Annotated in this window: 19 protein-coding genes; 9 read left to right on the top strand and 10 right to left on the bottom strand. The window is 67.9% G+C overall.

Annotated features, from left to right (window positions below):
* Positions 1-63: 63 nt before the first annotated feature.
* Positions 64-507: a hypothetical protein gene (locus AC07YZ_RS02855; protein ID WP_226492821.1), complete on the top strand. Its 444-nt coding sequence runs from the start codon at positions 64-66 to the stop codon at positions 505-507.
* On the opposite strand, the gene AC07YZ_RS02850 is transcribed toward AC07YZ_RS02855, so the two are convergent.
* A complete protein-coding gene (locus AC07YZ_RS02850) occupies positions 504-1,394 on the bottom strand; it encodes a LysR family transcriptional regulator (protein WP_494793630.1) in 891 nt (296 codons plus the stop codon). The two genes, AC07YZ_RS02855 and AC07YZ_RS02850, sit on opposite strands and share 4 nt — an antisense overlap.
* Before the next feature lie 110 nt (positions 1,395-1,504).
* Between AC07YZ_RS02850 and AC07YZ_RS02845 the strand changes: the two genes are divergently transcribed.
* From AC07YZ_RS02845 to AC07YZ_RS02835, 3 genes are all read left to right on the top strand, one after another.
* The gene (locus AC07YZ_RS02845) at positions 1,505-2,137 is read left to right on the top strand and encodes a glutathione S-transferase family protein (protein WP_226492823.1); all 633 of its coding nucleotides are present in this window, start codon (positions 1,505-1,507) and stop codon (positions 2,135-2,137) included.
* Between the two features lie 5 nt (positions 2,138-2,142).
* Complete coding sequence (locus AC07YZ_RS02840) at positions 2,143-3,114, top strand: pyridoxamine 5'-phosphate oxidase family protein (RefSeq protein WP_494793629.1); 972 nt, start codon at positions 2,143-2,145, stop codon at positions 3,112-3,114.
* 146 nt (positions 3,115-3,260) lie between these two features.
* Positions 3,261-3,938, top strand: a complete 678-nt coding sequence (locus AC07YZ_RS02835) for a class I SAM-dependent methyltransferase (protein ID WP_494793628.1) — start codon at positions 3,261-3,263, stop codon at positions 3,936-3,938.
* Positions 3,939-3,952: 14 nt separating this feature from the next.
* Here the strand turns inward: AC07YZ_RS02835 and AC07YZ_RS02830 are convergent, their stop codons facing one another.
* The 5 genes from AC07YZ_RS02830 to AC07YZ_RS02810 form a co-directional block, all read right to left on the bottom strand.
* Positions 3,953-4,591: an ABC transporter ATP-binding protein gene (locus AC07YZ_RS02830; protein ID WP_494793627.1), complete on the bottom strand. Its 639-nt coding sequence runs from the start codon at positions 4,589-4,591 to the stop codon at positions 3,953-3,955.
* A gap of 11 nt (positions 4,592-4,602) precedes the next feature.
* Positions 4,603-5,238 (bottom strand): general secretion pathway protein GspB, encoded by a 636-nt coding sequence (locus AC07YZ_RS02825; protein WP_494793626.1) that lies wholly within the window; start codon positions 5,236-5,238, stop codon positions 4,603-4,605.
* Positions 5,239-5,251: 13 nt separating this feature from the next.
* Complete coding sequence (locus tag AC07YZ_RS02820) at positions 5,252-6,937, bottom strand: ExeA family protein (RefSeq protein ID WP_494793625.1); 1,686 nt, start codon at positions 6,935-6,937, stop codon at positions 5,252-5,254.
* Positions 6,938-7,030: 93 nt separating this feature from the next.
* Positions 7,031-7,642 carry a bactofilin family protein gene (locus AC07YZ_RS02815; protein ID WP_226492829.1) on the bottom strand — a complete coding sequence of 204 codons (612 nt, stop codon included), beginning with the start codon at positions 7,640-7,642 and terminating at the stop codon, positions 7,031-7,033.
* Positions 7,643-7,773: 131 nt separating this feature from the next.
* Positions 7,774-8,676 carry a crotonase/enoyl-CoA hydratase family protein gene (locus tag AC07YZ_RS02810; RefSeq protein ID WP_226492830.1) on the bottom strand — a complete coding sequence of 301 codons (903 nt, stop codon included), beginning with the start codon at positions 8,674-8,676 and terminating at the stop codon, positions 7,774-7,776.
* A 94-nt stretch (positions 8,677-8,770) separates the two neighbouring features.
* On the opposite strand from AC07YZ_RS02810, the gene AC07YZ_RS02805 reads away from it, so the two are divergent.
* The 3 genes from AC07YZ_RS02805 to AC07YZ_RS02795 all read left to right on the top strand — a co-directional run bounded on the left by AC07YZ_RS02805 (position 8,771) and on the right by AC07YZ_RS02795 (position 11,597).
* Positions 8,771-9,604, top strand: a complete 834-nt coding sequence (locus tag AC07YZ_RS02805) for a helix-turn-helix transcriptional regulator (protein WP_494793624.1) — start codon at positions 8,771-8,773, stop codon at positions 9,602-9,604.
* 98 nt (positions 9,605-9,702) lie between these two features.
* Positions 9,703-11,406, top strand: coding sequence for an FAD-dependent monooxygenase (locus tag AC07YZ_RS02800; protein ID WP_494793623.1), 1,704 nt, complete (start codon positions 9,703-9,705; stop codon positions 11,404-11,406).
* Between the two features lie 2 nt (positions 11,407-11,408).
* Positions 11,409-11,597, top strand: coding sequence for a DUF2783 domain-containing protein (locus AC07YZ_RS02795; RefSeq protein ID WP_494793622.1), 189 nt, complete (start codon positions 11,409-11,411; stop codon positions 11,595-11,597).
* Positions 11,598-11,624: 27 nt separating this feature from the next.
* Here AC07YZ_RS02795 and AC07YZ_RS02790 read toward each other — a convergent pair whose 3' ends face one another.
* Positions 11,625-12,503 (bottom strand): AraC family transcriptional regulator, encoded by an 879-nt coding sequence (locus AC07YZ_RS02790; protein WP_494793621.1) that lies wholly within the window; start codon positions 12,501-12,503, stop codon positions 11,625-11,627.
* Complete coding sequence (locus AC07YZ_RS02785) at positions 12,500-12,970, bottom strand: GyrI-like domain-containing protein (RefSeq protein ID WP_494793620.1); 471 nt, start codon at positions 12,968-12,970, stop codon at positions 12,500-12,502. The genes AC07YZ_RS02790 and AC07YZ_RS02785 overlap by 4 nt, the downstream gene beginning before the upstream one ends.
* Positions 12,971-13,130: 160 nt before the next feature.
* Here AC07YZ_RS02785 and AC07YZ_RS02780 point away from each other — a divergent pair, with 160 nt between their 5' ends.
* Positions 13,131-15,515 (top strand): YgiQ family radical SAM protein, encoded by a 2,385-nt coding sequence (locus tag AC07YZ_RS02780; RefSeq protein ID WP_494793619.1) that lies wholly within the window; start codon positions 13,131-13,133, stop codon positions 15,513-15,515.
* A gap of 22 nt (positions 15,516-15,537) precedes the next feature.
* Here AC07YZ_RS02780 and choX read toward each other — a convergent pair whose 3' ends face one another.
* Positions 15,538-16,488 carry a choline ABC transporter substrate-binding protein gene (gene choX, locus AC07YZ_RS02775; protein WP_494793618.1) on the bottom strand — a complete coding sequence of 317 codons (951 nt, stop codon included), beginning with the start codon at positions 16,486-16,488 and terminating at the stop codon, positions 15,538-15,540.
* 10 nt (positions 16,489-16,498) lie between these two features.
* On the bottom strand, positions 16,499-18,043 hold the full coding sequence (betC, locus tag AC07YZ_RS02770; RefSeq protein WP_494793617.1) for a choline-sulfatase: 1,545 nt from the start codon (positions 18,041-18,043) through the stop codon (positions 16,499-16,501).
* 122 nt (positions 18,044-18,165) lie between these two features.
* Between betC and AC07YZ_RS02765 the strand changes: the two genes are divergently transcribed.
* Positions 18,166-19,155: a choline sulfate utilization transcriptional regulator gene (locus tag AC07YZ_RS02765; RefSeq protein WP_494793616.1), complete on the top strand. Its 990-nt coding sequence runs from the start codon at positions 18,166-18,168 to the stop codon at positions 19,153-19,155.
* Positions 19,156-19,189 lie beyond the last annotated feature (34 nt).

Genomic DNA, 19,189 nt, shown 5'->3' with positions numbered 1-19,189 from the left:
TGTGTTGAAGATAAGAAGAAGCGCTTGGGATTGGCACATTGATCAAATTGAAAGGGTAATAGCATGAAACACGCCAAATGGGGTTTGTCACTGGTGGCCTTGATGGGTCTGGCCGCTTGCTCTACACCCGTGACGAATCCGGCCGTTGCCGATGGATTCGACGCCAGCATCACCCGGTTCTCACATTCCGACGTGAATGAGGCCGCGAGCGCCTATGTGGCCTTGTACAAGAAGACCATCGAAAAAAGCGTTTCCCAGCGGAAGTACCAGGAAGACCTGGCCTACAAGCACCTGAGCGCCGAGGCCTGTTTCGACAGCCGTGCCAACCGGTTGCTGAACAAGCCGGTTTCACACAAAGAGAAGGAAGAATTGATTCTTTCCTATGTGTCGCGCGAAGAACTGCAGCAATACAAAACCCTGTCCAAGGGCTATTTCAATCGAATCAATGCGCTGGAATTGCTGACCTGCGATACGGCCGGTCTCAAGTTGGCGTCCAACAGTTTCTAGAGCCGCATGCCGCTGAACTCGCTCTTCATCCAGTCGACGAAGCAGCGCGTTCGGGCCGGCAGCAGCCGCGCGTTCGGGTACACCACGTTCACCGGGTTCGGCGGCGGCTCGTAGGCCTCCAGCACGGTGCGCAAGCGCCCCTGCGCCACCAGCGGCATCACCTGGTAGGACAGGAACATGCCGTAGCCCATGCCGGCGGCGCAGGATTCAATGGCCGGCGCGATGTGGTTGAAGGCCAGGCGGCTTTGCACCGGCACGCTCAGCGGCTTGCCGCTTTCATGAAATTCCCAGTGCGCCGGCGCGTCGACACGGCCGTGCACGCACCAGGCGCCGTTCAGGTCGCGCGGGTGGCGCGGTAGGCCCTGCGCCAGCAGGAAGTCGGGGCTGGCCACCACCACGCGCCGCACCGAGCCCAGCGCTTGCGCCACCAGCGAAGAATCTTCCAGCGCACCGATGCGGATGCCGACGTCGATGCCTTCTTCCAGCAGGTTCACCATGCGGTCGTTCAGCAACACGGTGCAGCGCACCCGGTCGTGGTGGCGCATGAAACGCACGATCGCCGGCGCCACGTACATGTGGCCGAACAGCACCGGCGCTGCCACGGTGAGCAAGCCTGACGGGTCGACCGCTGCGGCCGAGAGCGCGAGGTCGGCGGCGTCTGCCGCGGCCAGCACCTCGCGCGCGCCGACCAGGTAGCGCCGGCCTTCCTCCGTCAGCGAAATGCGCCGCGTCGTGCGGTGGAACAGCCGCACGCCCAGATGCGCCTCCAGGGCGGCCAGGGAGCGCACCACGGCCGGCAGGGAGCTGGCCAGCCCCTGGGCCGCGCGGGTCAGGCTGCCTTCGTCGGCGATGCGCACGAAGGTGGCCATGGCTTTGAGTTTGTCCATGCGGTATTGATCCGGTTATTGCAGCAGTCAAATCCGATTTATGCCATTGATCCGGCAATCGGATTAAAACAAACTGGGACCGTCCCTTTCAAAACCCTTCGGAGAAACCCATGAACGCCCCCGCCCAGCCCATCAAGTTCTACCGCTTCAGCACCTCGGGCCACAGCCACCGCGCCGAGCTGTTCCTGAGCCTGCTCGGCCTGCCGGTCGAACCCCACGACGTGGACCTGCTCGGCGGCGAGCAGAAGTCGTCCGCCTTCCTGGCGATGAACGCCTTCGGCCAGGTGCCGGTGATCCAGGACGGCGACGTGACCGTGCCCGATTCCAACGCCATCCTGGTCTACCTGGCGAGCCGCTACGGCAACGGGCGCTGGCTGCCCACCGACCCGGTCGGCGCGGCGCGGGTGCAGCGCTGGCTCACGGTGGCCGCCGGCCTGGTGGCGTACGGCCCCTGCGCGGCCCGGCTGATCACGGTGTTCAAGATGGACTTCAACGCCAAAGAGGTCATCGCCCGGGCGCATGGCCTGCTGGCGGTGATGGACAAGGAGCTGCAGCGCTCGCCCTTCCTGGTCGGCGAGCGGCCCACCATTGCCGATGTGGCCAACTACAGCTACATCGCCCACGCGCCCGAAGGCAATGTGTCGCTGGCCGACTACCCCAACGTGCGCGCCTGGCTCGCCCGCATCGAGGCCCTGCCGGGTTTTGTGGCGATGCCCCGGACCGCCGCCGGCCTGCTCGCCTGAAGGCCATGGCCGCCGCCCCTTTCCATGCCGGTGAACAGGCGCTGCAGCAGCGCGCCGGCAATCTCGAGCGTCTGGCCGAGATCGGGCCCAGGGTGGTCCGTGCCGCCCTGCCCGAGCAGCACCAGACCTTTTTCGCGCAGTTGCCGTTCGTCGTGGTCGGCAGCGTGGACGCCGACGGCCAGCCCTGGGCGTCGGTGCTGGCCGGTCGGCCCGGCTTCGTGCAGGCCTCGAGCGCCGAGCGCCTGCGCATCGCCGCACACCCCTGGCCGCAGGACCCGCTGGCGCAGCATCTGCGGCCCGGCGCGCCGCTGGGGCTGCTCGGCATCGAGCCCCACACGCGGCGCCGCAACCGCGCCAATGGGCAGGTGGGCGCCATGGACGCGGCGGGTTTCGAGCTGCAGGTGTCACAGAGCTTCGGCAATTGCCCGAAGTACATCCAGGCGCGGGAGGCGCGGTTCGTCGAGCAGGGTGGTGCGGCTCCCCAACCCTTGGCGCGCGGTGATCGGCTCGACGCCGCGGCGCGCCGCCTGATCCAGAACGCCGACACCCTCTTCATCGCCAGCGCCCATCCGGCGGCCCGCACGCCGGCCAGCGCCGCCGAGGGCGTGGACGTCTCGCACCGCGGCGGCCGGCCGGGCTTTGTGCGGATCGACGCCGACGACACGCTCACGCTGCCGGATTTCAGCGGCAACGGCTACTTCAACACATTGGGCAATCTGGCCCTAGACGCCCGCGCCGGCCTGCTGTTCATCGACTTCGAGCAGGGCGACATGCTGCAGGTGGCGGCGAGCGCCGAGGTGGTGTGGGATGGCTTCGACCCGGTGGCCTTCGCGGGTGCGGAGCGGCTGTTGCGCCTGCGGGTGTCCACGGTGCAGCACTGGCCGCGCGCCATGCCCTTGCGCTGGGGTGCGTCGGTCTTGTCGCCCCATCTCCCCGGCCGCGACCGGCCCACCGGCACGGCCGGGATGGGGCGGTGATCGTTGGGACACGGCCACGCCTTCGGCTGACCTTTGCCGCGCGTTGCTCAAGTCGATCCGACAGCTGGTAACAATGGCGTTCGCGCACCCATTGCCGTGGGGCCATGGCGGGCCTATCCTGAAACCCACAGTCTTGTTGGAGTTTCATGCCCAAACCCCCTGTTTCCACGCCGCGCAACCGGCCGCCCGACCGCCGCGCGGCCCTGGCGCAATACCGCTCACGCGCCAGCGGCTACGACAGCGAGCTGGCGCTGTTCGAACCCCTGCGCCGAGAGGCTGTCGCGCGGCTGAACCTGGGCCGCGGCGACACCGTGCTGGACGTGGGCTGCGGCACCGGCCTGAGCTTTGCCTTGCTGGACGACGCGGTGGGCCACCAGGGCCGCATCGTGGGCATCGAACAGTGCCCCGAGATGATGGACAAGGCCCGCGAGCGGATTGCCGCGCAGGGCTGGAAACATGTGAGCCTGGTCCAGGCGCCCGCCGAAACGGCGCATCTGGACGAGCTGGCCGATGCGGCCCTGTTTCACTTCACGCACGACGTGCTGCAATGCCCCGAGGCCATCGCCAACGTGCTGCGCCACCTCAAGCCCGGCGCGCGCGTGGTCGCCACCGGGCTGCATTGGGCGCCGCTGTGGGCCTGGCCGGTGAACCTGTTCGTGCTGGGGGCGGCGCTGTATTCGGTCACCGCCATGGACGGCCTGGGGGAACCCTGGAGCGGGCTGGCCAAGCAACTGGACGCATTCGAGGTGGACGACGGCGCGATGATGGGTGGCGTGTACATGGCCACGGGAACGTGGCGGGGCGCCGAACACCGGGGCACTTGAAGTGAACCCCGGCCTCAGCCGCCCGGCGTTTCGCCCAGGGTGAGCACCCGGGCCAGCGGCACACCTTCTGGGGGCTGGTAATCCGCCAGCACCCAGGCCCGGCTGGGGTGATTGGCCGCTTCCTGCAGCAGCTCCAGCAAGAAGCGGATGGAGGGCGCGTCCAGCGCGGCGAAGGGCTGGTCGATCAGCGTGAGCGCGGTGCCGGCGGCAAACGCGGCGCTCAGCCAGACCTTGCGCTTGCTGCCGGCCGAGAGCATGTACAGCGGCTTGTCCAGGTGGGGTTGCAGCGTGAAGCCCGCCACCAGCTCGGTCAGCGCGGCGCGGCTGAAGGCGGGGTAGTGGTGGCTCAGACTGTCCAGGTAGCCGGCGGCGCTGATGGCGTCGTGTGCTTCGGTCTGCGGGTCGATCCAGAACACCTGCTGGCGGTAGGCATCGTGCTGCTGGTCCAGCCGCACACCGTGGACGCTGATCGTGCCGCCCTGGGCCTGCAGGTCGCCCGCCATCAGGCCCAGCAGCGTGCTCTTGCCGCAACCATCGTCGCCGCGGATCAGGCTGACGCCCGGCGGGATGTTGAAGCTCAGTTCCTGGAACAGGGCCCGGCCGGGCCAGCCAAAGCTCAACCGGTCGGCCAGCAGCACGGGGGGCGTGTCCATGGTGGTGTGCCTCAGTAGTGGATGTTGTAGCGGGTGCCCCGGTGGTTGAGCACGGCGCCGCGCGGGCCGATCACTTCGAGCTTGAGATCGGGCGCGATGTCCTGGCCTTCGTGCACCACCTTGCCATTGGCGATGAGCATGCGGTGCGCCGGGTTTTCGGAGTAGGTGGAGCCGCTGATCTTCACGTCGGGACCCGCGCCGCCGACGTAAGCGGGCAGTGCGTCTGCGGGGCGCGCCGGGGTTGGCGCCGCCGCCACGGGTGGGGTTTCGGCCGGTGTGGCCACAGGCGCCCGTGGTGGGGCAGGCGCCATGACTGGGGGCGCAGCGGGCGGGGGCTCGGGTGCCAGGATGGGCAGCGCGGGGGTCGGCGGCGCTGGGGGCGTTGGCATTGACTGGACCATCTGGGCGGCGGCCAGGGTGGCGGCCGTGGCCGCTTGCGGGGCGGGGGCTGGCGCGCGGCCGCTCCACCACCAGAGCAGCGCCGCGGCCACCGCGAGCACCGTGGTGCCGATCATGAGCGGGCGACGGCCCATGGCCAGGGGGCCGGTCCGGGTCTGGGGGGCCATGCCGTGGCTGCGCAGGCCCGGCACGTGGCCACGCTCGCGTTCGGCGTCGGCCCGTTGGAGTGCATCGAGGATGAAGGACATGTTCGGGTCGGGTTCAGGCGGGGTTCAGGCGGGGCTCGTCAACGCCGCTGGCGCGGTTGACCTGCATGTAGGTGACGGGGCCGGCCCGGCCGTCGGCGTCGATGCCGTGGGCGCGCTGGAAGGCTTGCACGCGGGCGTCCAGGTCCTGGGCCTCGGGCGGCAGTTGGCCGGTGGCCTGCAGGCCGCTCAACCGTTGATCGAGCCATTGGCCGGCGCTGCCACGGGTGCCGTCCGCGAGGCGGGTGGTCTGGCCCGGGGGCAAGCGCCAGAGGGTGGCGAACTCGCCGCGCCAGATGTCGGCCAGCGCGGTCAGGGGAATCTGCCAGCGTTGTTGCCCGGCCTGCAGGGTGGCGGTTTCGGCCGTGATGCCGGTGATCAGGGCCCAGCCCGGGGGCTGGCCCGGCAGGCGCAGCGTCAGCAGCCCCGGGCGGTTGAGCTGGCGCAGGCCGTGCAGCGTCATGCGGCCGGTGCGGTAGCACTGCAGTTGTTGGGCCGGTGCAGCGGCACAGGGTTCGCCTTCCCCGAGATGGGGGCTCCACATCAGGCCCAGGGCGCGCCAGGCCAGCGTTTGAGGGCGCAGCAGGTCGGACGCGGTGGGCAGCGTGGTCAGCGGCGGCGTTGGGAGCGGCGAGGGCGACGGGGTGGCTTCGGCCTCTGCGGGGAAAACGGCCGCAGCCAAGGGCCGGGCTGTGGTCTCGGTGGCGGCTGGCAGCGCACCGGCCGCGGGCCGGGGATCGGCCTCATTGGCCGCCCGAGCCGTCGGGCCCGGCCGCTGCAGCAGTGCCAGCGTCAACAACACGCCCACCGCGGCGCCCGCGCCCAGCCACGCCAACTGGCCCAGGGGCCGGCGGGGGCGGGCCGGTGTGGGGGTGGCGTGGCCGTCGTCGAACACCTCGCGCGCGGCCTTGTCCACCACCGCCTTGTCCACGGTGTGCCGGCCACCGGCGTACGCGCCGAGCAGGGCGCGGTCGCACAGCAGGTTGATGCGCCGGGGCACGCCGCGCGACAGGGTGTGGATGCGGTGCAGGGCGTTGGCGGCGAAGGGCAGCGGTCCGTGCAGGCCGGCCACCTCCATGCGGTGCTGGATGTACTGGCGCGTTTCGGCCCCGTTGAGCGCGTCGAGGTGGTAGCGCGCGATCACGCGCTGCGCGAGCTGTTCGAGTTCGGGGCGGGCCAGCAGGCGGCGCAGCTCGGGCTGGCCGATCAGCACGATCTGCAGCAGCTTGCGCTCGCTGGTTTCGAGGTTGGTCAAGAGGCGCAGTTGCTCCAGCACGTCGGCCGAGAGGTTCTGGGCCTCATCGATGATGAGCACCGCGTTGCGTCCGGTTGCATGCGATGCAAGCAGAAACGCGTTGAGCGGGTCCAGGTGGTCCTTGACGGTGGCTTCCCCGGGGCCGGTGTGTGGCACCTCGACGCCGAATTCGTCGCAGATGCTGCGCAGCAGCTCGATGACGGTGAGCTTGGGATTGAAGATGTAGGCGACCTGGCATTGCGCCGGGGTTTGCTCCAGAAAGCAGCGGCAGACCGTGGTCTTGCCGGTGCCGATCTCGCCGGTGAGCAGCACGAAACCGCCACCGCCCTGCACGCCATACAGCAGATGGGCCAGCGCTTCGCGGTGGCGCTCGCTCATGAAGAGGTAGCGCGGGTCTGGCGCGATGGAAAAAGGGTCCTGCTTCAGGCCAAAGAATTCGGCATACATGTCCTGAGCATACCGGGCCCCTCAGGGCCGGACAACGGCGCCCGGCCGCGGGTGGGCCGGGCGAGCGGGGTGCGGCGGCAGAGCGGGCTTCGCTCAGGCCGCGAGCTGCATGGAAGCGGGCTTGCTGGCGGAGGGGCTGGTGGTGGTCGTGTTGCTGGCGCCGCTGGTGCCACCCGCTGCCTTGGCGGCCGAGGCCACCGAGCATTCGATGTCACCCGAGAGCTGGCCGCCTTCTTCGATCACGACCTTGCCGTAGCGGATCTTGCCGGTGACTTTGCCGGTGGCGTAGATCACCAGCTTCTGGCGCACCGTGAGGTTGCCATCGAACACGCCGCGGATCTCGGCGATGTCGATCTCGGCCGAGCCCTTGAAGGCGCCTTGTTCGGCGATCTGGATCACGCGCGAGTCCATCGTGGCCTCCACCAGACCCTCCACCACCAGGGTGTCGCAGTCGGTGATTTCAACGCCCTTGAGCTTGATGTTCGGGCCCACGGTCAGCTTGCTGCCGCCTTCGGGCACCACGGTGCTCGACGCCATCGATGCGCTGCTGGCCACCGGGGCCGGCGCGGCGGGAGTCTGGGGCTGGGCCGGGGTTTGCGGCTGGTTTGAAACGCTGTTGCCGACCGCGCCATAGCGCTGCGGGGTCTGGCCCTGGGTCAGGGGTTTGGGGAGTTCGTTTTCGCGTTTTCCAAAATGCAATGCCATGCCAGCTCCTTCAAAAAGTGAAGCGTTCATGCTAAGGGCCATGCGGCTTACATTCCCGCTGCGACCGTAAGAGTGGTAACGGGATGAACCGTACGTCTGGTTGCGGGTCTTGCATTCTTTCTTGTAACGGCTCAGGGCTGGCGGCGCGCTTCCATGGCCTGGATCAGCGCGCGCGCTTCGTCGCCTTCGGGGATCGGACGGCCGCTGTCGCGCCATTCCACCGCGGCCTTGAAGCCCTGTTCCTGCGCATGGCGGCGGAACCACAGGCCCTCGGGGTTGTGGCGCGTGATGCCGTCGAAGACCGTGGCCATCTGCTGCGACTGCTCCAGCCCCATGGTCAGCATCACCTGGTTGACCACCATCTTGTGCATGGCGAGGTGGCCGCGCGGCACGCCCGCGATGCGGGTGGCCAGTTGCATGGCGGCGGCGTCGAGCTGCTCCAACGGCACCGCTTCGTTGGCCAGGCCCCAGGCGGCGGCGGTGCGGCCGTCGATCACGTCGCCGGTGAACATCATCTGCTTGGCGCGCGTGGGGCCGAGGCGGTAGGTCCACATGGCGGTGGTGGGGCAGCCCCAGACGCGCGTGGGCATGTAGCCGATGCGCGCGTCCTCCGCCATCACCAGCAGATCGCAGCACAGCGCGATGTCGCTGCCACCGGCCACCGCCGCGCCGTGCACCTTGGCGATGGTTGGCTTGGGGCTGCGCCACAGGCTCATGAAGTCTTCGGTGTTGCGCTTCATGCGGGCGTAGTCAACCATCGGGTCCCAGGGCGTGCTCTCCTGCTGGCAGGGGTGTTCGATGTGCTGCTGCGCGGTGTCGGCCAGGTCGTAGCCGCCGCAGAAGCCCTTGCCCGCGCCTTCGACCACGATGACGTGGACCTCCGGCTCGGCATTGGCCCAGTCCACCGCGGCGCGGATCTCGCGCGGCATCTCGTCGTTGACGGCGTTGTAGCGCTCGGGCCGGTTCAGGCGCAGGCGCGCCACGCGCGGGTGCTGTTCATCGGGGGCGATGCTGAGGGTGCTGAAGTCGGGCATGGGGTGTCTCCTGGAATGGAGGGGCGATGCTAGTCCGCCGCCCGGGGCGGGGCAGACGCCTGGGTGACGGCGCCTGCGCTACAGTGCCCGCACCATGACCGATCACTGGGTGCTGGGCAGCCGCCCGGCGTCGTCCATTGCCTTGCCGCTGGCGCAGGTGAGCGCGCTGCTGGCGCGCCTGGGGCAGGCGGAGCGCCACGCCGTGGCCGAGGACCTGTTGCGCCTGGTGGGGGCGCAGCTGCCGCTGGCGCAGTGCACCATCTTTGCGTTCGACGCAGGGCGGCGCCCGGCCATCGTGGCGGTGGGCGACCGCTCGCGCACGCAGGAGCTGCCGAACATCGCCGAGGCCTATGTGAGTCGCTTCCACCAGCTCGACGGCAGCGCCGCCGTGATGCGCGCCGAACTGGCCGCGGCGCAGAAGGCCGGCATGGCAGAACCGCGCATCGTGCTGCACCGCCAGCGCGGCGAAGACATCGCCCACCCCGAATACCGGCGCATCTGCTACGAGCTGCCGCAGGTGGCCGAGCGGCTGGCGGTGCTGGCGCTTTACGAGGGCCGGCGCTGGCTTTCGGTGAACCTGTACCGCGGCACCGAGCACGGCCCGTTCGACGATGCGGCCATTGCCGTGGTGGAGGCGTTTGCGCCGCTGATCGTGCACGCCGTGCGCCTGCACCACACCGGGCAGGCGGTGCATCAGGACGTGTCGGGCCTGCTGCTGGCGCGGCTGGTGCGGCGTTTTCCGGCGCTCACGCAGCGCGACGACGACGTGGTGGCCGCGCTGATGGATGGGCTGTCCACCGAGGCCCTGGCCGCGCGCCTGGGTCTGACGCTGGCCAGCGCCCGGACCTACCAGAAGCGCGTGTACCGCAAGCTCGGCGTGGCCGGGCAGCGCGAACTGCTGGCGCTGCTGCTCGACAGCGGCGCCTGATCGAAGCCTTTGGCGGGTGTGCGGGGGGGTGTTCCCATATGGGGACATGGTGGCGGCGTGTCGTGCCTACACTGCGCCGATCCCCAGGAGACAAAGCCATGCACCAGCCGCACGCCGAACCCCGGCGCTCCATCTACTACCGGTACCAGGTGTTCGACGCCTGGTTGCCCTCGATGCACCCCGGGCCGCAGCGCCACGCCGTGGTGATCGCCGGCGCCGGGCCGATCGGGCTGGTGGCCGCGCTGGAGCTGGCCCGCCACGGCGTGAAGTGTGTGCTGCTCGAATCGGAGCGCCAGGTCTCTGAAGGCAGCCGCGCCATCGTGTTCACGCGCCGCTCCATGGAGATCCTGCAGCAGGTGGGCGTGGCGCACCGCGTCACCCAGAACGGCCTGCCCTGGCGTTTCGGCAACTCGGTCTACCGCGGTCAGCGCGTGTTCCGCATGGAAGCGCCACACGATCCGGACGACCGCTTTTTCCCCATGATCAACCTGCAGCAGCCGTATCTGGAGGAATACCTGGTCGATGCCGTGCGGGCCAACCCGCTGATCGAGTTGCGCTGGGGCAACCGCGTGAACGCCGTGACGCAGGACGGGCAGGGCGCCACGCTGGATGTGGACACGCCCGAGGGCCCGTACACGCTGCAGACCGACTGGCTGGTGGCCGCCGATGGCGCGCGCTCCGGCATCCGCTCGATGCTGGACCTGAAGCTCGAAGGCGCGTCCTACGAAGGCCGCTTCGTCATCGCCGACATCCGCATCGACCTGCCGCTGCCCACCGAGCGCCTGGCGTTTTTCGACCCCGACTGGAACCCGGGCAACACCATCCTCATGCACCGTGAGCCGCACGGCATCTGGCGCGTGGACTACCAGCTGCCGCCCGGCGAAGACGCCGAAGCGGCCCTGAAACCCGAGTCGCTCAAGGCCCGCATCGACGCCCAACTGGCCTTGATCGGCCACGCTGGCGTGCCCTGGGCCATGGACTGGTGCTCGGTGTATTCGGCGCGCGCGCTCACGTTGCCGGATTACGTGCACGGCCGCGTGCTGTTCACCGGCGACGCGGCGCACCTGCTGCCCATCTTCGGCGTGCGCGGTGCCAACACCGGTTTCCAGGACGCGCAGGCGCTGGCCTGGCGGCTGGCCTTCGTGGTCAAAGGGCTGGCCGCCGCACCGCTGCTGGCGGGCTACAGCAGCGAGCGTGTGGGCGCGGCGCGCGAGATCATCGACGAGGCCGGCAAAAGCACGCGCTTCATGACGCCGCCCACGCGCGGCTTCCGCCTGCTGCGCGACGCCGTGCTCTCGCTCTCGCTCAGCGAACCCTTCGTGGGCCCGCTCTACCACTGGCGCACCTCGCGGCCCCACGAGTACCGCGATTCACCCGCCAACAGCGCGGGCGACGACAACGCGCTGTTCCAGGCCGGGCCGGGCCACGGCGCGCCGCCGCAGAACGTGCGCCTCGGTGCCGACGACCACCTGCTGGACCACCTGGACCACTGCTTTGCGCTGCTGTACTTCACCGAAGACGCCGCCGTGCCCGATGCGCTGACCGAGGTGGTGAACGAACTCCGCGCCAAAGGTCTGCCATTGCGCGTGATCGCCGTGGGCAGCGCCCAGCCGGTCACGGGCGCCGATGAAACCCTGGCCGACACCGACGGCCACCTGCGCGTGCGCTACGGCGTGCTGGCCAGCGGCGCGGCCTACCTGCTGCGGCCCGACCAGCACGTGTGCGCCCGCTGGATGGGTCTGGATGCGATGCGCCTGCGCGCCGCCCTCATCAACGCCGCCGGTCTGAACAAGGAGGTCTGAACATGGGCCCGAACACATTGAGCACCCCCGGCCTGGAGCAGGTCTACGACGCGCTGGCCACCGCCATTGACGCGGCTGGCGCGGAGAAGTCCGAGCTGTTCCTGGTCAAGCTCGCGCTGCTGAACGCCCAGGCGCTGGCCGACCCGGCGGTGTTTCAGGCGCACATCGATGCCGCGCTGAAAGACCTGTGATGCGGTTGAAAGAAAAACTGCATGGACTCAGCCAGGCCCAACGGCCGTGGAAGCCGCCAACGGCAGGAAGATGTCGGTCAGCAGATCGGCCGGCGCTGTGTCGCGCGGGCTGTTGAGGTATTCCTCGAACACCGGTTGGTCGGCCAGCGCGTGGCCGGTGGCCACCAGCCAGGTGCCGTAGAGCCAGTGGTAGGCGTCGCGCATGTTGGGGTAGGGGCCTTGGTAGCGCAGCACGGCGCAGGGCGTTCCGCCCACGGTGAAGCGCTGCAGCGGCGGCGCGATCTCGGTGCCGGAGGCAATCGACAGCCCGGCGCGCGAGTTGAGCTGGGCCTCCGGGTAGGCGAACGGGTCGTCCAGGTACTGCGCCAGCCAGCGCGTGTCGGGCCGTATCAGGCCCTGCGCCGCGAGGTGGATCTGCGCGGTCTCGAAGGCCTTGCCGACCCGCATGTAGCTGCCCCGGTGGGTCATGCCGGCCAACTCGACGGCTGGTACCCGCCTGATCTCGACCGGCCAGCCGCTGGCGGCTTGAGCAGCGGTGCTGTGCCAGGGCAGTGCGTCGGTCCGCGTTTCGCGCCAGCTCTGCGGGCTCTGGCCGAAGGTCTGGCGGAACGCGCGGGTGAACGATTGCGGATTCGGGTAACCGCAGCGCCGTGCGATCTCGGTCACGGTCAGCGTGGTCTGCGCCAGGTAACCCGATGCCCGGTGCAGCCGCACGCGCCGCACCGTGGCCGCCACCGTTTCACCGATCAGCGCATGGTAGATGCGGTGCCAGTGGCAGGGGGACAGGTCCGCGACCAAGGCCAGCTCGTTGAGGTCCAGCGGGTCGGCCAGCCGGTCGTGGATGTGGGCGGTAACCCGGGTGAGCTGCGCCCGATAGTCGGTCCATTGCGGCTGGGGGTTGGTCATGGCGTCCCGGGGGTTGGCGCGAGGCCGATGTGAATGTGAATGCTGCCGTCCGGCTGGTAGCGCTCGTAGTCTGCCAGAGTGGTCTTTTTCAGGTCGGTGCGCTGCCAGATGGCTTCCCACGCGGCGCCCACCAGGTCGATACGGCCCCTTTCCACCGGGAACACCGCGCGTGTTGAGGCCGGCGCGACCACATGGGTCAGCCCCTCGGGCGGCAGCTCGGGCGTGTGGCCGGGCACGGCGTGGCCGATGACCAGCGTGTAGCGGCCGCTGTTGTCGGTGCCGGCGTTTTCGAAATTCGTATAGACCGCGTACACGTCGTCCGACAGACGGTGGGGCAACCGCTCGGCGAGTGGCGCCTGGCCGAAGGCGGCCCAGTGGGGCGGGATGGTCTCGAAGGCTTCGCCGTTGTGGGTGCGCAGGGCGATGCCGACGACGTGAAGGGCCTGGGGTTGCTGGATGATTTGCATGGTGGTGCTCCGGGTTGGGGGTGGTCGGGCCATTCTGGAGACGGGATACGGACAATTCTTGCGGTCCTTGCGTCTTTCGCCACGGCGTTATCTGCGCCCCGCCCATCAGCAAGGTTGATGGCCAGCCCCTACACTTGTGGGTTATCCCCCGATTGCCCCTATGAACGCCCCCGTCGACGTCTCCTTTTTCGCGCGCGCCGCCAAGCCGCTGACCAGCTACCGCCCCTACTGGGCCAAGCGGTTCGGCGTGGCGCCGTTCCTGCCCATGAGCCGCGCCGAGATGGAGCAGCTGGGTTGGGACTCGTGCGACATCGTTCTGGTGACGGGCGACGCCTACGTGGACCACCCCAGCTTCGGCATGGCGGTGATCGGGCGCGTGCTGGAGGCGCAAGGCTTTCGCGTCGGCATCATCGCCCAGCCCGACTGGCAGAGCGCCGAGCCCTTCAAGGCGCTGGGCAAGCCCAACCTGTTCTGGGGCGTGACCGCGGGGAACATGGATTCCATGATCAACCGGTACACGGCCGATCGGAAGATCCGCAGCGACGACGCCTACACCCCCGGTGACGTGGGCGGCAAACGCCCCGACCGCGCCGCCATCGTCTACAGCCAGCGCTGCCGCGAGGCCTACAAAGACGTGCCCATCGTGCTCGGCGGCATCGAAGGCAGCCTGCGCCGCATCGCCCACTACGACTACTGGAGCGACAAGGTGCGCCGCAGCATCGTGGTGGACAGCAAATGCGACCTGCTGCTGTATGGCAACGCCGAGCGCGCGCTGGTCGAGGTGGCGCACCGCATCGCCGCGCGCGAACCCGTCGAACACATCACCGACGTGCGCGGTACCGCCTTCATCCGCCGCCCCCACGACCCGACGGCCGAGGGCTGGATCGAGCTGGATTCCAGCGAGGTGGACCAGCCGGGCCATGTGGAAGACCACATCAACCCCTACCTGACCACCAGTGAACAAGCGCAGGCCCAGGGCCAGAGCTGTTCCAAGGAAGATGGCTCCCAACCCCCTCTCCCGCCTGCGGGCGAGGGCCGGGGTGAGGGCGCTTCAGCCTACAAACCCATCACTATCCACCGCCCCCAAGGCACCGGCGGCGTGGCCAAGCTGCCGCGCGAACGTACCGTCATCCGCCTGCCCAGCTACGAGCAGGTCAGGAGCGACGCCGTGCTCTACGCCCACGCCAACCGCGTGCTGCATCTGGAAACCAACCCCGGAAACGCCCGCGCGCTGGTACAGGCGCACGGCGAAGGCGCGACCGCGCGCGACGTGTGGATCAACCCACCGCCGATTCCGCTGACCACGGCCGAGATGGACTATGCCTTCGATCTGCCGTACGCCCGCAGCCCGCACCCGGCCTACGCCGACGAACACGGCAAACACGACGGCGCGACCAAGATCCCGGCCTGGGAAATGATCCGCTTCTCGATCAACATCATGCGCGGCTGCTTCGGCGGCTGCACCTTCTGTTCCATCACCGAGCACGAAGGCCGCATCATCCAGAGCCGCTCGGAAGACTCGATCATCAAAGAGGTCGAAGACATCCGCGACAAAGTGGAGGGTTTCACCGGCGTCATCTCCGACCTGGGCGGCCCCACCGCCAACATGTACCGCCTGGGCTGCAAAAGCCCGGCCATCGAAGCCGCTTGCCGCAAGCCCAGCTGCGTCTACCCCGGCATCTGTCAGAACCTGCACACCAACCACGACCCGCTCATCAAGATCTACCGCCGGGCGCGCGCGCTCAAGGGCATCAAGAAGATTCTGATTGGCTCCGGCCTGCGCTACGACCTGGCCGTGAAAAGCCCCGAGTATGTGAAGGAACTGGTGCAGCACCACGTGGGCGGCTACCTCAAGATCGCGCCCGAGCACACCGAAGGGGGGCCGCTGTCCAAGATGATGAAGCCCGGCATCGGCAGCTACGACCGCTTCAAGGCCATGTTCGAGAAGTACAGCGAAGAGGCCGGCAAGAAGCAGTTCCTCATCCCGTATTTCATTGCGGCCCATCCGGGCACCAGCGACGAGGACATGATGAACCTCGCGATCTGGCTGAAGAAAAACGGCTTCCGCGCCGACCAGGTGCAGACCTTCTACCCCAGCCCCATGGCCACCGCCACGGCGATGTACCACACCAGCCTGAACCCGCTCAAAGGCGTGCACCGCGACGACCGGGCCGAAAAGGTGGATATCGTGCGCGGCGACAAGCGCCGCCGCCTGCACAAGGCCTTCCTGCGCTACCACGACCCGAACAACTGGCCGCTGCTGCGCGAAGCGCTCAAGACCATGGGCCGCGCCGACCTCATCGGCAACGGCAAACACCACCTGATCCCGACTTTCCAGCCCATGACCGACGGCGGGTACCAGAGCGCGCGGAAGAAGAACTCGACGCCGGGTGGGGCCATCGCGGGCAACGCGGGGGCCAAGACGGGCGGCGGGACGGGGAAGGTGGTGTCAAGCTCCAGTGGCAAGGCGCCGGTCAAGGGGCGCATCCTCACCCAGCACACGGGCTTGCCGCCGCGTGCGGGGGTGAAGGCCAAGGGACGGTAGGTTTGGGCACCCAACCGCCACGCTAGTTCAGTGCCAGCGCTTTCTTCACCGCGACCAGCCCATCGTCGCCACCGTATGTTTTGACCCCTGCCAGCCAGCTGTCCAACACCTTGGGGTTGGCCTTGAGCTGTTTGATGGCGGCGGCTTTGGCGTCCACTCTGGCGTCCAGCACCTCGGTGATGGCCTTGTTCTCCAGGTCCACGCTGAATTCCATTTGTGCGAACAGGCGGCCCACGTTGGGGCACTGGGTGGCGTAGCCCTTGCGGGACACGGTGTTCACAGTGGCGCTACCGTAGTTGGGGCCGAAGTAGTCCTTGTCACCATCCAGGTAGCTGATGCGGAACTTGGTGTTCATCTGGTGGGGTTCCCACGCCAGGAAAACGATCCAGTCCTTGCCTTTTTCTTTGCGTGCCACCTGGCTCAGCATGCTTTGCTCGCTGGACTCCACCAGCGACCAGCCTTCGAGGCCATAGCTCTTGGCGTCGATCATTTTCTTGATGTTCTGGTTGGCGGGAGAACCGGATTCGATGCCGTAGATCTTCTTGTCAAACCTGTCGGCGAACCTGGCCAGGTCGGCGAAGGTTTTCACCCCGGCGTCCGCCACATAGGTGGGCACGGCCAGCGTGAACTTGGCGCCGGGCAGGTTGGCGCGCACCACTTCGAGTGAGCCTTCTTTCACCAACGGTTCCACCAGCGCTTTTTGTGCGGGCATCCAGTTGCCCAGAAACACGTCGATCTGCTCTTTTTTCACCCCCACGTAGGTGATGGGCACGCTCAGCGAGGCCACCTTCTGCTCATAACCCAGGGCGTTCAGCACCACGCCGGCAAAGGCGTTGGTGGCGGTGATGTCGGTCCAGCCCGGGTCGGCCATGCGGACCTGACGGCAGGACGCTGGCTCGGCCGCCTGGGCGTGGCCGGCGAGCATGCCCAGTGACCCAGCAAGGGACGCAACAACGAGGCGACGACTTCCCATGGTGAACTCCTCAAAGGTGAGATGAAACAGTGGTTTGGGCGGAACGGACAATCGGAAAACGGGCACGGGCCTCCAGCGTGTCGAGGTCGATGTGGTTGCGCATGTAGCGTTGGCTGGCGGGCTGGAATGGCTGGTGGTCCCAAGGCTGGGCCGCACCCTGGTTTTGGGCCGCGAAATGAAAGCGGCGGCGCTTTTGGCTGGCGATCACCTGGGCCGTGAGCGCAGGCATGTCCCAGCGCTGCGCCACCTCGCCGCGGAAGGCCTGCGCCGTGGCCGCGTGGGCAGGGTCGGCCGCCAGGTTGCACAGCTCCAGCGGGTCGGCCGCCAGGTCGTACAGTTGGTCGGGGTCCACCGGGGTGTGCACAAACTTGAACTTGCCGCGGCGCAGCATCACCAGCGGGGCCACGGCGCCTTCGCCCAGGTACTCGCCGATCACCTCGTCATGCCCGCCTGTGCCCGTGAGGTGTGGCCAGAGGCTGCGGCCGTCCAGCGGCTCCGGCAGGGCGGGCGCGGCGCCATGGAACGCCAGGTCCATCAGCGTCGGCAACAGGTCCATCGAAGACACATTCGCCGTCACCCGCGCTGCCTTGAAGCGCTGGGGTGCATGCACGATCAGCGGGATCCGGCAGGCATTCTCGAAGTAGTTCATCTTGTACCAAAGCCCGCGTTCGCCCAGCATGTCACCATGGTCGGACAGCACGACGACGATGGTGTTGTCGGCTTGGCCGGCTTGCTCCAGCGTTTTCAGGATGCGGCCCATCTGGTCGTCCACATACGACACCGCGCCGTAGTAGGCGTGGCGGGCATTGCGCACCTGGTCGTCGCTCAGCGGGGTGCGGTCCATGTCGCTCACATGGCGCAGTCGCAGGGTGTGAGGGTCGCGGGGAACCATGTCGTCGCGCACCCGAGGCATGTCGATGTCTTCATGCCGGTAGCGGTCCCAGTATTCGCGGGGAATGGCGTAGGGGTCGTGCGGGTGGGTCATGGAGACCACCATGCAGAATGGGCGCTGATCTTCGTCACGTGCCATGTCAAACAGCTTTTGCTGCGCGAGGAAGGCCACCTCGTCATCGAAGTCCAGCTGGTTGGTGCGCACGCACAGGCCCGCATCCAGCACGGAGCCCATGTTGTGGTACCAGCTGGGGCGCACTTCCGGGTGCTCCCAGTCGGGGGTCCAGCCGAAGTCGGCGGGGTAGATGTCGGTGGTCAGCCGCTCTTCAAAGCCGTGGGTCTGGTCAGCACCACAAAAATGCATCTTGCCCGAGAGCACGGTGCGGTAGCCCGCGTGACGCAGGTGGTGGGCAAAGGTGAGCACTTCGGACGGCATCTCGGCCGCGTTGTCATATGCCCCGATGACCGACGGCAGCTTGCCGGACAAAAAGACGTAGCGCGAAGGCGCACACAAAGGGCTGTTGGTGTACGCCGACTCGAACACCACACCGGCAGCGGCCAGCGCGTCGATGGTGGGCGTCTTGCACACCGTGTTGCCATATGCCGCCAGTGCTGAGGGCGTCAGCTGGTCGGCCATGAGGATGAGGATATTGGGTGGGCTCACGTTCAAACTACCGGTGTAGACACAACAGCAACATAAAGTTCATTTATGCGATGAGTTCAGTTTATGCAGGCTGTTTGACGTAGTGAAGGCCGTCATTTCTTATGCAGGTATAAATAGTGCTTATGAAAGACATGCGCCGACTCCCCCCTTTGCAAAGCCTGGTGTTCTTTGAAGCCGCGGTGCGGCACCTGAGCTTTACGGCGGCCGCCCGGGAGCTGGGCACCAGCCAGCCGGCGGTCAGCCAGCGCATCAGCTTGCTGGAGGACGACCTGGGCGCGCCCTTGTTCAAGCGGGAGCACCGTGGCGTCTCGCTCACCCCGGAAGGGCTGCAACTGGTCACGGCGGTGCGCGAGAGCCTGAGCTGCATCGGCGAGGTGGCGGCCAAAATCCGGGCGCGGCGCGAGCGCCAGGTGTTGACGGTGGCCACCGACTTCGGCTTTGCCACCTACTGGCTGATGCCGCGCCTGGCCACGCTGCGCGAGCTGGTGCCGGAGCTGGATGTGCGCATCGTCACCAGCCAGAACCAATTTGACATCCGCGGCGAGCCGGTGGACATGGCCATTGCCTTTGGCGACGGGCATTGGCCCGGCTGCAGCGCGGCCCCCTTGATCCCCGAAATCGTGGTGCCGGTTTGCAGCCCCGCCTTCTTTGCGCGGCAGCACCTGAGCGGGCTGGCCGCCGACATGCGCACGCTGCCGCTGCTGCACCTGGAGAGCGCCGAGCCCCAGCGCTGGCTGCAGTGGGACGGCTGGTTTGCAAGCCACGGCCTGCGCAGCGCAGGCACTGGGCACGACCTCACGCTCAACAACTACCCGCTGGTGATCCAGGCCGCCATGGCCGGGCAGGGCGTGGCGCTGGGCTGGGCCCCTTTGGTCGATGAACTGGTGCGAAGCGGGCAACTGGTGCCGGCAGTGGACAGCCCGCAGCGCACGGCGCGTGGCTACTTTCTGGTGGAGCCCAACACCCGCCGCAACAGCGAGGCATTGCACCGCTTCCGCCGTTGGATGGTGCAGGAATGCGCGCAAGCGCTGGCAGACAGCCCCTTCAGTGCCGCGGTACCTGCAACCGAAAATTCACAGTCAGATCCCGACTTGGCCCGTGCAGCACCTTGAATCGCTGCGGGTCCGTTGTCAAGACCATGGGCCG

This window comes from Hydrogenophaga sp. GW101-3F08 (genome assembly GCF_059424585.1).
This window is presented reverse-complemented; position numbering and strand designations above follow the sequence as displayed.

What these genes read in the sequence shown, in the direction of transcription:
- AC07YZ_RS02835 (WP_494793628.1), top strand. Translation starts at nt 3,261, where the DNA reads ATGCCCAAACCCCCTGTTTCCACGCCGCGCAACCGGCCGCCCGACCGC.
- AC07YZ_RS02850 (WP_494793630.1), bottom strand. Translation starts at nt 1,394, where the DNA reads ATGGACAAACTCAAAGCCATGGCCACCTTCGTGCGCATCGCCGACGAA.
- AC07YZ_RS02810 (WP_226492830.1), bottom strand. Translation starts at nt 8,676, where the DNA reads ATGCCCGACTTCAGCACCCTCAGCATCGCCCCCGATGAACAGCACCCG.
- AC07YZ_RS02790 (WP_494793621.1), bottom strand. Translation starts at nt 12,503, where the DNA reads ATGACCAACCCCCAGCCGCAATGGACCGACTATCGGGCGCAGCTCACC.
- AC07YZ_RS02780 (WP_494793619.1), top strand. Translation starts at nt 13,131, where the DNA reads ATGAACGCCCCCGTCGACGTCTCCTTTTTCGCGCGCGCCGCCAAGCCG.
- AC07YZ_RS02820 (WP_494793625.1), bottom strand. Translation starts at nt 6,937, where the DNA reads ATGTATGCCGAATTCTTTGGCCTGAAGCAGGACCCTTTTTCCATCGCG.
- AC07YZ_RS02830 (WP_494793627.1), bottom strand. Translation starts at nt 4,591, where the DNA reads ATGGACACGCCCCCCGTGCTGCTGGCCGACCGGTTGAGCTTTGGCTGG.
- AC07YZ_RS02840 (WP_494793629.1), top strand. Translation starts at nt 2,143, where the DNA reads ATGGCCGCCGCCCCTTTCCATGCCGGTGAACAGGCGCTGCAGCAGCGC.
- AC07YZ_RS02825 (WP_494793626.1), bottom strand. Translation starts at nt 5,238, where the DNA reads ATGTCCTTCATCCTCGATGCACTCCAACGGGCCGACGCCGAACGCGAG.
- AC07YZ_RS02795 (WP_494793622.1), top strand. Translation starts at nt 11,409, where the DNA reads ATGGGCCCGAACACATTGAGCACCCCCGGCCTGGAGCAGGTCTACGAC.
- AC07YZ_RS02845 (WP_226492823.1), top strand. Translation starts at nt 1,505, where the DNA reads ATGAACGCCCCCGCCCAGCCCATCAAGTTCTACCGCTTCAGCACCTCG.
- AC07YZ_RS02815 (WP_226492829.1), bottom strand. Translation starts at nt 7,642, where the DNA reads ATGGCATTGCATTTTGGAAAACGCGAAAACGAACTCCCCAAACCCCTG.
- AC07YZ_RS02855 (WP_226492821.1), top strand. Translation starts at nt 64, where the DNA reads ATGAAACACGCCAAATGGGGTTTGTCACTGGTGGCCTTGATGGGTCTG.
- AC07YZ_RS02765 (WP_494793616.1), top strand. Translation starts at nt 18,166, where the DNA reads ATGAAAGACATGCGCCGACTCCCCCCTTTGCAAAGCCTGGTGTTCTTT.
- choX (WP_494793618.1), bottom strand. Translation starts at nt 16,488, where the DNA reads ATGGGAAGTCGTCGCCTCGTTGTTGCGTCCCTTGCTGGGTCACTGGGC.
- AC07YZ_RS02800 (WP_494793623.1), top strand. Translation starts at nt 9,703, where the DNA reads ATGCACCAGCCGCACGCCGAACCCCGGCGCTCCATCTACTACCGGTAC.
- AC07YZ_RS02785 (WP_494793620.1), bottom strand. Translation starts at nt 12,970, where the DNA reads ATGCAAATCATCCAGCAACCCCAGGCCCTTCACGTCGTCGGCATCGCC.
- AC07YZ_RS02805 (WP_494793624.1), top strand. Translation starts at nt 8,771, where the DNA reads ATGACCGATCACTGGGTGCTGGGCAGCCGCCCGGCGTCGTCCATTGCC.